The 14,445-nt window shown below is 59.1% G+C and carries 9 protein-coding genes and 2 pseudogenes; 6 read left to right on the top strand and 5 right to left on the bottom strand.

Features of this window, described 5'->3' with window-relative positions:
- Positions 1-265: 265 nt before the first annotated feature.
- Together OS914_RS12855 and OS914_RS12850 are read left to right on the top strand one after the other, a co-directional pair.
- Positions 266-616, top strand: coding sequence for a hypothetical protein (locus OS914_RS12855; protein ID WP_267546458.1), 351 nt, complete (start codon positions 266-268; stop codon positions 614-616).
- Between the two features lie 375 nt (positions 617-991).
- On the top strand, positions 992-1,297 hold the full coding sequence (locus OS914_RS12850) for a hypothetical protein (protein ID WP_267546457.1): 306 nt from the start codon (positions 992-994) through the stop codon (positions 1,295-1,297).
- 362 nt (positions 1,298-1,659) lie between these two features.
- Here OS914_RS12850 and OS914_RS12845 read toward each other — a convergent pair.
- The 4 genes and pseudogenes from OS914_RS12845 to OS914_RS12830 all read right to left on the bottom strand — a co-directional run.
- Positions 1,660-1,828: pseudogene (locus OS914_RS12845) on the bottom strand (recombinase family protein); the annotation flags it as partial.
- Between the two features lie 62 nt (positions 1,829-1,890).
- Complete coding sequence (locus OS914_RS12840; protein ID WP_267546456.1) at positions 1,891-4,740, bottom strand: CHAT domain-containing protein; 2,850 nt, start codon at positions 4,738-4,740, stop codon at positions 1,891-1,893.
- A gap of 242 nt (positions 4,741-4,982) precedes the next feature.
- Positions 4,983-5,948 carry a hypothetical protein gene (locus OS914_RS12835; protein ID WP_267546455.1) on the bottom strand — a complete coding sequence of 322 codons (966 nt, stop codon included), beginning with the start codon at positions 5,946-5,948 and terminating at the stop codon, positions 4,983-4,985.
- Positions 5,941-6,768 (bottom strand): sigma factor, encoded by an 828-nt coding sequence (locus OS914_RS12830; protein ID WP_267546454.1) that lies wholly within the window; start codon positions 6,766-6,768, stop codon positions 5,941-5,943. Before OS914_RS12830 ends, OS914_RS12835 begins: the two co-directional genes overlap by 8 nt.
- Positions 6,769-7,950: 1,182 nt before the next feature.
- Here OS914_RS12830 and OS914_RS12825 point away from each other — a divergent pair.
- The 3 genes from OS914_RS12825 to OS914_RS12815 all read left to right on the top strand — a co-directional run bounded on the left by OS914_RS12825 (position 7,951) and on the right by OS914_RS12815 (position 11,450).
- Positions 7,951-9,003, top strand: coding sequence for an OmpA family protein (locus OS914_RS12825; protein ID WP_267546453.1), 1,053 nt, complete (start codon positions 7,951-7,953; stop codon positions 9,001-9,003).
- A gap of 14 nt (positions 9,004-9,017) precedes the next feature.
- Entirely contained in the window at positions 9,018-10,472 is a 1,455-nt protein-coding gene (locus tag OS914_RS12820) for a hypothetical protein (RefSeq protein ID WP_267546452.1), read from the top strand.
- Positions 10,473-10,721: 249 nt separating this feature from the next.
- On the top strand, positions 10,722-11,450 hold the full coding sequence (locus OS914_RS12815) for a hypothetical protein (RefSeq protein WP_267546451.1): 729 nt from the start codon (positions 10,722-10,724) through the stop codon (positions 11,448-11,450).
- Between the two features lie 350 nt (positions 11,451-11,800).
- Here the strand turns inward: OS914_RS12815 and OS914_RS12810 are convergent.
- Positions 11,801-12,847 (bottom strand): annotated as a pseudogene (locus OS914_RS12810) (PDDEXK nuclease domain-containing protein).
- Positions 12,848-13,335: 488 nt separating this feature from the next.
- Here OS914_RS12810 and OS914_RS12805 point away from each other — a divergent pair.
- Entirely contained in the window at positions 13,336-14,343 is a 1,008-nt protein-coding gene (locus OS914_RS12805; protein WP_267546450.1) for a DUF4192 domain-containing protein, read from the top strand.
- Positions 14,344-14,445 lie beyond the last annotated feature (102 nt).

Genomic DNA, 14,445 nt, shown 5'->3' with positions numbered 1-14,445 from the left:
GGTAACGGAACCGATGCGGGACCAACCTCTGGCACGGGTTCGTGCAGAACAGTCGGTGGGGGAAGGTTACGCAGCCGGCCGCCGTGTCCTTACCTGCTTCCACATCAAAAAAAGAACACATCTAAGCACGCAGCGGTCCATTTCGTGTCTCAGATTTAGGGTGTGTTTATCGCCCACTTCGGGCAGCGCCGGAGTGGGCGTCAGGATCATTATGGTCAACGCGGTTCCCGTGGTAGGAACTTCTTAGGCCTGCTATGCTCGCGGCATGAAGACTCAAGAAATTGTTTTTACTACAGCGGTCAGTATTGAGCAAATCAAGCAAGCGCTCCAAGACGTGTTCAGGGGAGCAGAGCTCAAACCGCTACAGTCCAATACAGGTGGACTTCTTGATTCCGGTCCTAAGGCTGAGGTCGAACTGCTGGCTGAAAAGAAGGGCATGGCTGGATCGTGGGCCGTACAGGTGTACGTGTTTAATCAAAGAAACCAGCGCCAGGTGAAGCTCGTAGCCCTAGGTGACGCCGGAATGTCTCGAGCCTTTGGCGGCGTCAAAAATACCGTATCTCTTTCCAAGAGCGTAAAGGTTGCAGAACAAGCGGCGGCGGCAGTCAGAGGGTAGACCGTTGCTTGGCGCCTGAGAACGGGTCCATTCCTGGGGGATCCTTCGGTCCGGAGAGCGTGCCGCTGAGCCGAAACAACCAACCACCCTGTACCAATAACCGATCACGAAAGGAAAAGCGAAGATATGGCTGAGACAGCATCTTCTTCTCGCACGGGCGAGTACACGGAGGTTCATAAGTGCCGACATTGCCAACGAGCATTCTGGGGCAAGCGGTCGTGGAACGGAGTTACGGTAAACTGCCCGCACTGCGGGAAAGATAACTAACCACGATTGGCATCGGAGGCAAACCGGGGTTCTGCCCATTCCAGCGCTGCCCTGAGGTGTCCTTCATTTGGCACTACCTGTTGTTCGGCGGAGGGTAGCTTGTGGTACGTGTATGCAGCTACTGCCATTTGGGAATTTGAACGGCCGAGGCTGCAGCGGACGCTGCGGTTATCCTCGCTGGCGCCCGACCCACGACCCGAAGGGGAGTTGTTCGGCTACGGCGCCTACGTCGAAGGTGACACCGCCACATACTGGTTCCGGGCCCAGGACGCCTGCTTCGAGGCGATCACCGCTGACGTGTTTTTCCACTGGACCTCCGGCCAGTCCGACGGCCCGGACAACCTCTCCCCACCGCCGAACTGTCGGCACGGGACCGCAGGCCCTACCCGGGCTGGAGCAGCTAAAAGCTTCTGAGGTGTCCGGGCCATCAAAGGCCGGGCCACCGGGAGCGGCACGCCAACATCCCTTGACAACATCATTGAGATTCCTTCGGATTATAGTGGCCATTCCACCCTGTCCAGCGCCCCCTTCGTCGGGGCCTGCGGGGCGGGGAAACATGCTTCGGCCTTATAGGTTGGACAGGCCTCCGTCATAGGTTGGACAGGCCTCCGTCGAGGGCTGCTGGTACAACGGCGACGGGTATGACTGAATGGACCGCGTCGAGTCCCGCGGCTGGCATGTCATCTCCGGCTGGGGCTGTGACGGCTGGGCAGCTGGCCCTACATCATGATTGACGGAATCCGGACCCGTGACGAGGCAGGGGGAGCTGCGCGCTAGCGTTCACCGATGAGGCCACGCTCGAACTCCGCGAACGCTCCCATGATGGAGAGCATCAGGTTCGCCAGGGGACGAGTCTTCGCCGGTGAAGAGGAGGCTTTCCTTCAGGATGCCGCGGACTGTCGGTTTCTGAACTTTGGAGCGCAGGTCGTCGAGGTTGCGGGCCAGCCAGCTTCTGCAGTTTCAGGAATGACACCGTCCTCAATTTCTAAGCTTCAGGGAACTCTTAGTTATGGGCGGCCGTAGGAGATAAGTCCCGCCCAGAGCCAAGGTGCGTGCCTGCTTTCGGGGTGTCGGCCGAGCCAGTCGCGCTTCGCTTCTGCCAGCGCTTGTGCCGCTGGCGTTCCGATGCCTGCCCTTGCCCAGTAGGCTGACATGATTTCCGCGGTGGATGCGTCATCAACCTCGTGGAGCGAACCGACAACGGTGCTTGCCCCACGGAGAATAAGGGCGATGGGGAATCCACTCAACTCAGTGCTTTCGTTCGCCGCCAAGGACGAGTGGCAGGAGGAAAGGACGCAGTATTGCGGGGCGTTCCAGCGAAGAACGTCGACGGCTCGTAGTATCGACCCATCCGGCATGAGTTTACTCTGTCCCCACCCCGAGCTATCAGCCGTCCCGTGAACGGCCAACGTAAGGACCTCGACATTCCGTTGGCCTTCAATACTGAAAACCGTGTGAAGTTCCTCGGCCGTGTTTATCGTCGTGGCGGACGGATGACTGGCGAACATTGCGGATCTTTCCTTCTCAGCATGTGGGAGCCGCTGGGTGTCATAGACCCCTATCCAGGAACCTGCACCATCGTTGGTGCCGGGTTTGACGATGGAGTCAGTTACCGCGAGTGAACCGGTAAGGATCACGGTGGCGCAGTCGATGAGCATCAGGCCTTTGTCCTGGTCCACGACCAGCGAATCAAAAGGGATGTTGAGCAAACCGGTGGGAACTATGGTCAAGCTGACAGAACTGCCCGGGGCCCGCTCAGACAGCAGCTCACGTAACGGTTGGGGAAGGAGGTATTCCGACAGCTGGTAGAGCTCAGTCCAGAAGGCGGCGTCAACCGCCGGCGGGAGCGTGCTGGGGTTCACCGGAAGGATGGTCTTTCCACACTGGGACACTGGTTGCCCCTTATCGATGGAGCTTGTGAGAACCCAAAACAGCTCCTGTTTCTGGTTGCTGCCGTCCTCTGGTCTGAACAGCTGAAGAACTATCCCGGGACGGCCTTTGATACTGGTATCAATAGCGATCTGGCCGGATCGGATTTTCGGGAACTCGTTGAAGTCGGCCAAGGTCGATGCAGGTCCTATTATCTTGGCTGCATCGGCCGCGGCCATCGCCTGGCTGGTCCTGATGTCGGCCATCGATCTTGTGGTCCAAAGAGCGGAAGAACCGGTATCGACGTTATCGGGTACGTCGGGGGCGGCAGTGTTGGCGACGACGATTTGCTGGGCGGCCAGACGGATGGATTCATGGACCTGGGGGTTTCTGGATAGCTCACCGAGAAGCACACCCACCCGATCACGCCTCGCTGCTTCCATGATGATTTCGGCAGCACCGGCATTGCCCAGTCGTGTGGCCATATCGGCAGCAACAGCGAAAACTCTAAAATATTGTCGTGCAACCCGACCACGTTCAGAGGCATACGTCACGGTCACCAAATGCATGGCCAACAAGCAAACGGCCTGCAACTGTCGCTCAAGTCGTATGTCCAGTTGCTGGCTGCCATGCATTTCTTTGTGAGCTTCAACGGCGGCGAGCCAACAATCAACGGCAAGCAAGGGATCGATAGGCCGACCTTCAACCACAAGCGCGTTTGCCGCATCCAACGCCAAACGCTCCACTTGGGCCCAGGTAAATCCGGGCACGTCCGCTCTCGCTGCCTTGTGGTACCAGATGGCTTCCGCTGCCCGCAGTTTCGGGTGGGCCGATTGGCTATCCTCCAACAGCTCATGAATACGTTCGGCTACAGATGGATTACCGGGGGGAGCGATGATCGCAGCGTCCAGAACAGCATTCCTTCTTATGCCACCCGTATGGCCAGTGCGGCTTATCGTCAGGTATTCGGCCGCCGCTGCTTCATCCGATATCCCCCTGCCGTCCGGCGCGGCATGCGAGATTCTTGCACGGCTGAGGCGCGTAGCCGCGAAGCCGTTGCTCCCGTATCCTTCGTATGCTTTTTCGGCTATGTCGAGTAATCCCATCGCTTGTGCGTATATGTCCCCATTGGTTCTCGTATCACCCTTCCTGAAGAGGGCCATTGCCTGTCCAAGGCAGGAATTGCCTATGGCAGCCGTAAAAACGCGATCCCCCCGTTCTTTCAGGAAGGAGAGCACATCTTCAACATTCTGCTGGGGCTCCGGTACACCTGAAGCACGTGCCTGCTCTTCCACTGAGAGGAGCACGGACTGCAAACGTTCCTTATTGAGGGCATGCATCGCCGTCCAGTCCCGCATGGAATCAGCGGAAGACGCTTTACAGGCTAAGAGGATTCTTTTCAGATTATAAGAACCGTCGTTCACGATGAAGTCCTCCAACTCCTGTTCGGCTCGAAGGAGGGCGCGGCGGTCTCCGACGGATCTCGCAAGCCCGGCAAAACCTGAAATGGATTGAGCATAGAGAGTCGGTCGCTCCGAGCGGATCGACGCCGCAAATCGATATCGATGTTCGAGAGCTTCCTTCCATTTCAGGTAGTCCCCCAATGTGGAATTGTTCGCTGCCAGCAGTTTGGCAACGGACACAGCAACAACTTGGCGGTAGATGTCGCCTTCCTCGGCCCAATCGGGGTTTCCTGCGGCCTCCATCAGGGACCATGGCCCGTACCCTGACCGCGGTGATGTCATGGCTGCAGCCAAGCCTTTCTCAGCCAGGTCGCGGGATGCCCGGAAATCATTTGCCCGCCGGGCCACTGATGCAACCTGCAGCAGCACCCAGGTAAGGAGATCTTGGTCTCCGGCAGTTGCTGCCTGGTCGACGGCCATTGCTCCAGTCACTCGGGCGAGACTCATTTCCGGCCCCGGGTCGGCGGGATCACCATTCCAAGCAGGGGCGGCGTTGACCGAGATCAGGCCGATGGCGTACCGCACAGTATCGGATGACCCGGCAGCGTCCTCTGATGTTGACGCCACCAAAACGCTACCTGCCTTGCGAACCGTTTCCCTGTTGGGCCGCCCCGCCGGGGACCCTCCCGGCCGGTCGCCGAAGGTGTGGGGCCGGGTTATTTGGGTATATGCGAGGCATATTTCGGTCAAACGAGCCTTTTTCAGCTCAGCGTCGTCCACAACGGTTGATCGCTTAAAGAACTCTTCCCACGTGTTGCTCTGCGCATTCATGACGGATCTGCCGGGGTGGCATGGATCTTCAGCTCGATCGAGAAGTTTTCCGCAGGCTCGCCCTGATCAACCATGAGGGCCTCTGCCGGAATGAGGCGGCATCCGACAAGCTTTCGGGACAACACGCGGTCCTGCGCTTCGTCTTTTTCGAGGATGACGTTCCACGTCTGGTCATTGATGGTGATATCGGCCGACACTGTCGTATTTACTGCCGGTCCCTGCGGGAGAGGAATTACCACTGAAACGAGATAATCTTCGCCTTTGTGATCCAGATCGAGGCGGGCAACCGACCACGGTTCGACAGGGCGTCGCTTGCGACCAACGAGCCGTTGGAAGAGGGCATCGTCGGTAACAGCAGCGGATCGGCGGATCGATTCTGGCAGCTTCTTCGGGTCGATGGTTTTTTTCGCTGTCCCGTCACGGAGCAGAGCGGGAGCCAGTTCCACCGTCCAGGACAGCAGAACGGTTTTCAGGATGTCATCGGTCATTGCTTCGGCGCTCATCGCGTCGAGCACGGTCGTCATTGCATCCCATCGCAGGTGAAGGTCGAAACCCTGTTCGACGGTTAGTTCAACCGTGGAAGTCAGGGGTTTGGCCGAGTCCAGGACCTCGCTGACAGCCCCACACACCATTTCGCCTATCAGGTGTCGAAGATTCGTCATAGCGCGGGATTGTTCAAAGAAAACCTGCGATGCAGAGCTGACGGCTATTGTGGTCGGCCAAGCACCTTCGCCCAGTGCGTCGAATCCGGCGAACAGGGGCTCGTCAGTGGACATCGAATATGTGCTGGGAAGTATGACAAAGCGGAGGATCAGGGTGTCCTCTGCAGGGTCGTAGGAAACCGTGACACGGGGGTTCTCCAGCCATGCTCTACGTGCCAGGACGACGTGGAGCGGATTGGTGTTGCCTGTTTCCACCGGGGTTACCTCGATCAGCGTCGGGGCGGCAGGGAAGTCAGTCATTGGGTTCGTTTCCTTCGATTTCCTTGGTGAGAAGTCTGAGTAGTTTGTCACAGGCACGCCGGTACGTTATCTTGAACGCTGCCTCGTCAAGGGAGTGGGCCGAGAGGATGTTCTGGTAGCTGTGGTGGCGGCGCATCAGGCGTACTGCTTCTTTTTCTTCCGGATCCAGGCCCGTCAGCTCGTCAATCTTTTTCCGCAGGCGGGTCCGACGCTGCCGGTCCGCGTTAGAGATGGCTTCCTCCTCCTCATCATCGGGCGAGTAGAGGAGGAATAACAGGATTTGTTGTTGCGTGCTGTCGAGCTTGAGGTATTCGCCCAGGCCTGCGATCGTTTCTTCAAGATCGGCACGGATGGCAATCATTTCAGGGTTGGGGACGTAGTGAGCGTAAACATCGCGTGGTGATTCGTTCCACATTTCTGAGATGTCCTGGCCGAGCTCTTTTTTCCAGCGATCTCCCACCTTTATGAGGTGATCAACCTTGGAGTTATGAGCGATCTTCCAAAGCCAGCTGTTGAAGGACCCTTTTTCGGGATCGAAACGGTGGAGGGATCGGCATGCCTTTGTCCATGTCTGTCCAGCCACATCGAGGGCCGCGTCGTAACCGAGTTCTTTGGTTAGCTTGCCAACAAGCTTTCCGTTGATGAGACGGTACTGCTCATCAAGGAATTGATTGAACGGTTGATCTTGGGTGGTTTTCTCAAACTGCAGCGCGGCTGCTTTAGCGCGCGCGTGACCCGGCCCCGTCTCTTTCTTATAGACCGATTCGATGTCTTCGGCCGAGTCGATGTCTTCCGTCGAATCATGCGCTTCCTGTTCCATGCGCTACTGCCCTTTCTTCCTGTTGCATTTTGGTTGAATTCTGCACCATAAAAGGGGCTAAGTGCGTGGAGTCAATAAAGAGCGTCAAAATGACGTGTGTCTCCGCTGGTCCCATGGCTTCTCCTTCATCCATTGGGCAGGATAGCTCCAACCGCCACAGCCGGTATCTGCCACATCTGCTAGTACCGGCCGCTGATGTGATCCGTGACAGGGTTACCAGCCAAATCTTCTGCGGACGCTACCAGCGTCTTTTACGTGCCGGCTGGAACTTTGAGGCCATCGCCGCTGTTCCCATGAGCTCACAGTCCCTAATACCGCTCAGTATGCGGACTTGTGACAGATCTGGCGAATCTTTTTTTCTGTGTCACGATAACCATTTCCGCGCCGTATTAGCTGCATCACTTCGATGCAGGAGAAAACGATGTCGACTACCAGCTTCAGGACCTACCGTCCCGGCCTCCATGCTCATTACGACGAGCAGGCCTGGGACATCTGCCCTTCCATGGGTAAGCGGCAATTCCGCGACCGGGCCGCCGCCGAGTTCACACTGCGCAGGTTTGCGTTGGACAAGCGGGACGGCATCCTCGCAGAACGCCGACACGAAACTCGTAGCTACCAATGCCCTCACTGTCACGCATGGCACCTAACCTCGCAGCCCTAGCAATTCGCGGTCGCCGGATCAAGTATCCGATCGCTGTCACAGCCGACAAGTCGGACCGGTAGTAGTGAACACCCGGGAAAAGCACCCCCCCCCACAGAAGAGAGGAAGTGTCGAACAAGTTCGGGTAAGCAATGCAAGAAGTGCCATTCGCTGCTCATCGAATGCAGCTACTGAAAGCCAACGGAAAGCAATGCAAACACTGCCGCAACAGCGGCTCGTTTGCGATACCTATGGCAAGCACGGCCAGTTCTGGTTCAACTGAAACTCCGGGGCGGCGGGCCCAACGGTAGGGACCCCGCCCCGGACATCCAGCCACGTAAGCTTCGGCCCCCCTCTGTGAAAGGCAACCCATGTTCTCCGCTTCCCCTCACCGAAAGATACTTTCAGGCATTGCTGCCGTAAGCGCTGCCTGCCTCATCCTCACGGGTTGCAGCGGTTCTTCCACAGCCACACCCCAAGGCACGGACGCTTCCTCACCCACCCTCGCCATCATCGCTGGCGACAGGCAAGGCGAACCCTCGATGTTTTCCAAGATTTCCGTTGACGGTCAGGACCGGCAGGTACTGAATCTTTCATCCCTGGGGAAAAGCCTTCACGACAAGCTCTCCTCCAGCCTCACCGTTACCGTCATTCCCGCTGACGGGGCACCCACGGCTGCCCGGTCGGCAGACCTGGCCGTTATCGACAAGAATCCGAAGACCAGATCCGACTCGACCGAGTCCAACGTTTCTTCCGCGGTAGGGCTTATCGCAGCATCCCGCGCAACAGTCAACGAAAGTAACACCCTAGCCGCCCTCGACACGGCCGGCCGTTCCAGCAAGTCCGTATTCATCATTGACAGCGGTGTCTCCACCAGCGGGCCAGTCATGCTCCAGACCGGGCTGCTCTCCACGAAGACCGATGTCAACAGCCTGGTGAAACAACTCCAGGCCTCAGGCAATCAGCCGCGCTTCCAGGGCACCCATTTCACCTGGTGGGGCCTCGGGCAGGTCGCCGCGCCGCAGCCTGCCCTTCCAATCTGGGCGCATACAAAACTCCAGCAACTCTGGGAAGCGATCATCACCGCAGGCGGGGGAACCGTGGAGTTCAACAACGAAATTTTCCCCCCCGGAGACGCAGCATCACCTCCGCTTCCCCCCGTCACCCCCGTAAATTTCACCGACACGCCGGTTGCCCCAGTCGCGCTGACCTTGCCCCAAACGCAACTCAGATTCAACCCCAACCTGGCCTCCTTCGCTGACAAGGACAAGGCCCGAACCGTCCTGGCAGCCATCGCACCGGATCTGAACAGAAACGACCACCCCGATATCTGGCTCACGGGCTGCACCGCGCTCGATCCCATGTCCACCAGCGAAAGCATGAAGACGCTCTCCCAGCGCAGGGCCGAAGCCGTCGCCACGGTCCTGCGCGGACTCGGCGTCACTTCCACCCTCCACACCGATGGTTACGGCCCGAACTGCCCGGGCCGAATATCGGACCTCGACACCCATGGCCAGCTGGTCGCAGGAAAAGCTGCCCTGAACCGCAAGGTCCTAATCACCTCCACACGACAAATGGAAAACCCCGCACAATAAGAAGGGAACCTCACATGCCTTACACTCCACCACAGGACTTCGATCTGGACACTCTTAACCTCGTCCAAGGCCCCGACATCGACGAACGCGCCAGCCAGTCGCAGATCAATGACGCCTGCGATCAGGAAGGCGCCCAAGACGCGGCCAAAGGGCTCTACGACAAGCACTCCTTCCACCCCGACCGGCATCTATTGTTCGAGCACAAGGTCCAACTCTGGCTGGAAAAATACGCCGGGGGCGCCCTCATCAGACAGTGGAAGGACGAACGCGCGGCCATGCACATCGTCAGCCGCGCACGTGCCGAAGCCACCCAACTCACAGGTCGCCTCCAAAGCGCACGGGCAGCGCTGAAGACAAAAGACGCGAAAGTGGACGTCCTACTCAGCAGGATGACCGACCGTGCACACGAGAGCTACGTACCCGACATCGAGCTCAGGACCTCGCCGGTTAAGCCGGGACAGGACAAGCGTCAGCGGACGCGGACCTGGAGTCCGAAGCTACTGGCATACATCACTCTCGGCGCCATCGGGGAGTTCGCCATCAACGTTCTGGCCGGATTCGTGCTGGGCGAGGAAGAGTGGAAAACCTATCTCCTCGCCGGCCTGATCACGTTCATCACCATAGCCGTCCCCCTTCAGGCAGCGCCGGCCCTGATGTCCTCCAAAGGGACACGCACGATAGGGAAAGCCATCGCCTGGACTGCGCTAGGATTTCTCGCACTCGTCATCGCTGGCTTCGCCTGGATCCGCTACACCTACATGAAGGGAGCTGTCGAAGCTGCCCTCACCGCAGCCCAACACAGCGGCGGCAAGATCGTCGCCGGCGGTCTAACCAGCGTCCACCTGGACACGCTGGGAACAGTCATGCTCATCCTTCTCAACATCGCACTTCCACTGTGCCTGGCACTGCTGATTTTCACGGAAATTCTCCACAACAAGCAGGCCCTCATCTCAGAACTCCGACACCTGCGCCAAGAACAGTCCAACCTCGACGAGGAAACCCAAAGCCTGGAAAAAATGTGCCTGCTGGCCCACCAGCAAGCAGCAGATGCTGAGCACGACTACCATCGCATCCCGGGGCAGACCCAACACTACCTGCGCGCACTCATCCCAATGGTCGGTGAAGGACTGCACTGCTATATCCACGGAGTAGCCCGCACCAGCGGTGATCCAACCATCACCGCTTATCTCCAAGACAACGCCAAGGCCTACGCCGAAAGGTACAACGCCTACGCGAACCAAGTCATCTCCGATTACCTCGGCAGAGTCAACAAACCCGCATCCAACGGCAGGATAAGCCACTGGCGCGTAGGAACCGACGGCATCGTACGCTCACGCTTCAGCCCAGAGACATCCCCGGGACCCACCCACGACAGCGAGAGCGAGAACCTTGCCCCCGACCCAACCTCCGAATGGACCGTCCCCTCGGAATGGGAGCCCACCACAGAAGACCAGACCCCAAATGCTTAGAAAAATCCGAGAATGGTTCATCACCCGGGCCGAATCCCGAAACCCATCTCCCCGCGCATGCACCTCCTGCGCAGGAGAACTGGGCTTATGCGCCCACTGTGAAGGCGAATGGAAGTCGGCCAACTGCATGCACTGCCGCCTTGGCTACACCTGCTCTCTTTGCCACCTGCACTGGGTCACAACCTGACATGCCCAGCGGTAACAAAGAACAGGGGACCCCAGGCACATCAAACCCAACGGAGGCATCTCATGAAAGAAGACAAGAAAAACGCGTCACGGGAACTGCCCAATGCGCCCCACTTCGCAAAACGCGTCGGAATCGATACCGCCATCGAGAACTGGATCACCGGCCTCAAAGGACGCAGAGATGCCAGGACCACCCCACCCGACGCATCGGGCCATCACCCACTCACCCGGACACTCCACTCACACGTCGATCACGTCGAAGCAATAATCCACGACGCACTCATCGCCGCACTCCGGCCCATCGACAACGATATAGCCCGTGCCGAAGCACAAATCCGGAGACTTGAAGAGAACAAGAAATCCTTCAAACAGCAGTCAGCAGACCACCCGGCTACCGCTGAGGAACGGGCAACCCCGCAAGGTCAGGAATCCCTACGCGAAAAAGACAAGATTTCCTCGAAAACCGCTGTAGTCCAGGCACAACAGGACTCACTCGCGACTGATGTCGTGCAACTGATCGAACACCGTGAAAAACTCCACGAAGCCGCCCGCGCGATTCTGGAAACGTGGCAGGCGCGCTATGCCGCACTCACCGGTTGTCATCGGCGGGCGTTCATCCGGAAGGCCACCACAGCCTCCGGCAGGCGTCGTCTCGGCATAAAGGACCCACAAGCCCTAGCCCTTCCACGCCACGCATCAAACCATTCCTGGGCATCGGGGGGCAGACTTCCCCTGACAATCACTGTGATCTCGGCCGATGACCCGGTTCTTTCCTGGACTCGACGTTCCTAACCACACCTAAATCGCTCTGCAATGTCAGGGACCCCGGGTGCCACGTCTTTCCCGCCTTGGCAAGCACGGCCAAGCAAAGGAAAAGCGGCGTTAATCGGTTTGAGCACACAACGACGGCCAGATAGGGGGATAAGGATAGAAAATCGTGGGTCATTGGAGCTCCTGCTTGCAGCTTTGAGTAGGCGCTTGCCTAGAGCCGACTTGAAGCGAGAAGTTCGCTGAAGGTGGCCTCGGGTTCCGATCTTGCTTCGGAAGGGGCCCTTCAGGGGTAGCAACGCCTTGGGGATGTTCCGCGGAGCCGGATCCTTAGTCCAGCTCACCGCGATCAAGAAGGCCGCCAGATTTTCTAGTTAAAGGGTGTCGGAATCGGTCACTGTTCCCTGTTCGAGCGCCGCCGTGATCGCCTCAGGGGATGGCAATGCGGCGCGCTCCTCTGGTGGAAGGGAGTCATAGGTGTATGAGCTGACGGCGACGGGCTGCGACGATCCGTCCAACGCGTATCTTACTGTCGGCTCGTGTTTTGATCCGCACACGAGAATCCCCACGCTGGGGGCCATTCCAGGAAATCTCACCAGGTCATTGACTGCCGCGACATAAAAATTCAGCTGGCCCAGGTGCTCCGGCCTGAACTTCCCAGACTTTAACTCCACGACCACAAAGCGGTTAGTCGGGACATGCACCAGAAGAAGGTCGATGTAAAAGTCTTCACCGTGGGCATCGAGGTGATACTACCGGCCGTAGAAGGCAAATCCCCGGCCGAACTCGGCCAGGGTCTGGGACATCCGCTGAGTCATGGCTTCTTCCATGGCCAGTTCTTCGACTTCCTTGGTCAGGCCTAGGAAGTCGAAAACCAGAGGATCCTTGGCGACGCTCCGGGCCAGCGCCGCCCCATCTTCGGACAGGCGTTCTTCAAGGTTATTTGGAGCCGCTCCTAGTCTGCGGTGCAGACCGGTAGTGATCTGGTGTTCGAGAACTTCCAGCCGCCATTTGTGCTCGACAGCCCGTTCGGCATACCAGTCACGGATCACCGGGTCTTTCAGCTTGAGCAGCTCAATAATGTGACCCCAGGGCAGCCCGTTAACACTGCTCCGAACGGATGAATCTGACATGTCCCAGGCGGCGGCGAAGGCCCTCATGTAGAACAGATTTGAGCGGGAGAACCCGCGCATGTGTGGAAAGGCGGATTTCAGGTCGGACGCAAGTCGCTGCAAAATCTTGGTCCCCCAAGGCTGGGCCGCCTGGCGCTGCAGGATCGTGGAGCCGATCTCCCAATACATTTCGACCATGGCGTTGCTCGCGGCCTGCTGTGCACGCAGCTGCGCTGAGGTGACTAGCTCCTTGAGTGAGACGAGTATTCCGGCGTAGCCGCTGGGCAGCTTAGGTTCGATCTCTGGCACGCACCCACCTTAGCCGCTGCGTCCGACAGGACCCCAAGCGCACCAGGTGTACGCAATTGTCCAAAGCACTTTGGACAATTAAGAGCAGCCGTCGTCAGCTCACACCAAGTTGTCGGGCGTCCGCTGCGCGGCCGGCTGTTGGGGGCCGTTCCGGGCTCCGCAAGCTCCGCCCGGCCCGTCCCCTTGTTTTTACGCTTCGCGTTTTTTGGTTGCTGTCCTTCGGATTGTACGTGGCCGCTCCACCCTGTCTAGCCCCTCCTGCGTCGGGGCCCGCGGGGCGGGGGGAAACGTGCTCCGGCGCTCCTGCGTCGCTTATTTCCTCCGCACGTTTCCTCGCCCCTTGCCCTAACGGGTAGACAGGCCTCCGTCGGCCACAGCTACGCGATGCTTCGCCAGCAACCAAAAAACAACGGGGAAAAGAGGAGGGCAGCTGGTCCGGTATCACCGCCCACTCACCCCCATCCTTCGCACAAGGAAAGAGAACAACCATGAAAAAGCTCAAAGTCTCCACCCCTGCCGGTCTGTTGGCCGTTTTCGCCCACACCCTGGGCATGACACCGGTGGAATCGTTCGTGCTGGTGACCTTGCAGGGTGGCCGTCTCGGGGCAACGCTGCGGGTGAACATCCCGACCAACGCCCCCGCAGCCGTGTTCGATGGCACGGTCGTTGATTACCTCCTGAACGATAAGGACGCGGACGGCACGATTTTGGCCGTCTACACGAATGCGGACGGCGAGCAGCCGTACCGCGAGTACGTTGAAGCTTTGGAATACGAGCTGCTGGCCGCTGGAATGCCCATCAGAGAGGTCCTGCTGGTGGGCCCGGGAGGGTGGAGAGGCTACTTCGACACCGCCGCCGCCGTGACGGCTTTGGCGTCCATCACCGATAGTGAAGCGAACGCGGAAATGATCTTCGCCGGTTCCAACCCGGACGCCGGGAAAGCCCAAGACCGCGAGTTCACCGGGGCACCCGGCAACGCGGCCGCGATCGCTGTTCTGGCCACCGGGTTCACGGACGTTGACGCGCTGGACTTCGGCGCCCCAGCCATGATCGAAGCCAGGGCGGTGTGGACGGACGCCTTGGGTACCGTCCCGGACACCGCGACGGCCTGCCAGCTGGTGGCGTACCTGCAGAACGTGGGCTTGCGTGATCGTGTCATCGCGGACTTCATCAACACCGATGATGAAGAATACGCTGCCGTGTTGATCGGGGAAACCAGCACCTGCCCGACGTGGGCACGCGTTGATCAGGGTGAGGCCCTGCTGGTGGAACTGCTGGCACACACCCCGGGCCGGTTCCGCGCCCCGCTTTACACGATGCTGGGCCACCTCAGCTGGTACAAGGGCCGGTCAAGCACCGCGGTCCAGTACTTGGATAAGGCCTTGGCGGCAGTCCCGGGCTACCGGTTGGCTGACCTGCTGAAGGAAATGATTGACCGCGGTTTCCTGCCCGAGGTGGTCAAGAACAAGGCCAACGCCTACCCCGGCGCTTCCTAGCAGGTGACGGGTTGGGCACCCTTTTTCGTTGGGTGCCCAGCCCGCCCCGTGTGGGTGCGGCGGCCTCCGCCGCACGCTCCCCCGGCCGTATCCACGCTGCGC

Origin of the sequence: Arthrobacter endolithicus (assembly GCF_026627425.1) — a bacterium.
Lineage (GTDB): Bacteria > Actinomycetota > Actinomycetes > Actinomycetales > Micrococcaceae > Arthrobacter_M.
The sequence above is the reverse complement of the archived record's forward strand: the minus strand, read 5'-3'. Positions and strand labels throughout refer to the sequence as shown.

Bases quoted from the DNA above. Each gene is read 5' to 3' on its own strand.
- OS914_RS12855 (WP_267546458.1), top strand. From the start codon at position 266: ATGAAGACTCAAGAAATTGTTTTTACTACAGCGGTCAGTATTGAGCAA.
- OS914_RS12835 (WP_267546455.1), bottom strand. From the start codon at position 5,948: ATGACTGACTTCCCTGCCGCCCCGACGCTGATCGAGGTAACCCCGGTG.
- OS914_RS12830 (WP_267546454.1), bottom strand. From the start codon at position 6,768: ATGGAACAGGAAGCGCATGATTCGACGGAAGACATCGACTCGGCCGAA.
- OS914_RS12825 (WP_267546453.1), top strand. From the start codon at position 7,951: ATGTTTTCCAAGATTTCCGTTGACGGTCAGGACCGGCAGGTACTGAAT.
- OS914_RS12820 (WP_267546452.1), top strand. From the start codon at position 9,018: ATGCCTTACACTCCACCACAGGACTTCGATCTGGACACTCTTAACCTC.
- OS914_RS12815 (WP_267546451.1), top strand. From the start codon at position 10,722: ATGAAAGAAGACAAGAAAAACGCGTCACGGGAACTGCCCAATGCGCCC.
- OS914_RS12805 (WP_267546450.1), top strand. From the start codon at position 13,336: ATGAAAAAGCTCAAAGTCTCCACCCCTGCCGGTCTGTTGGCCGTTTTC.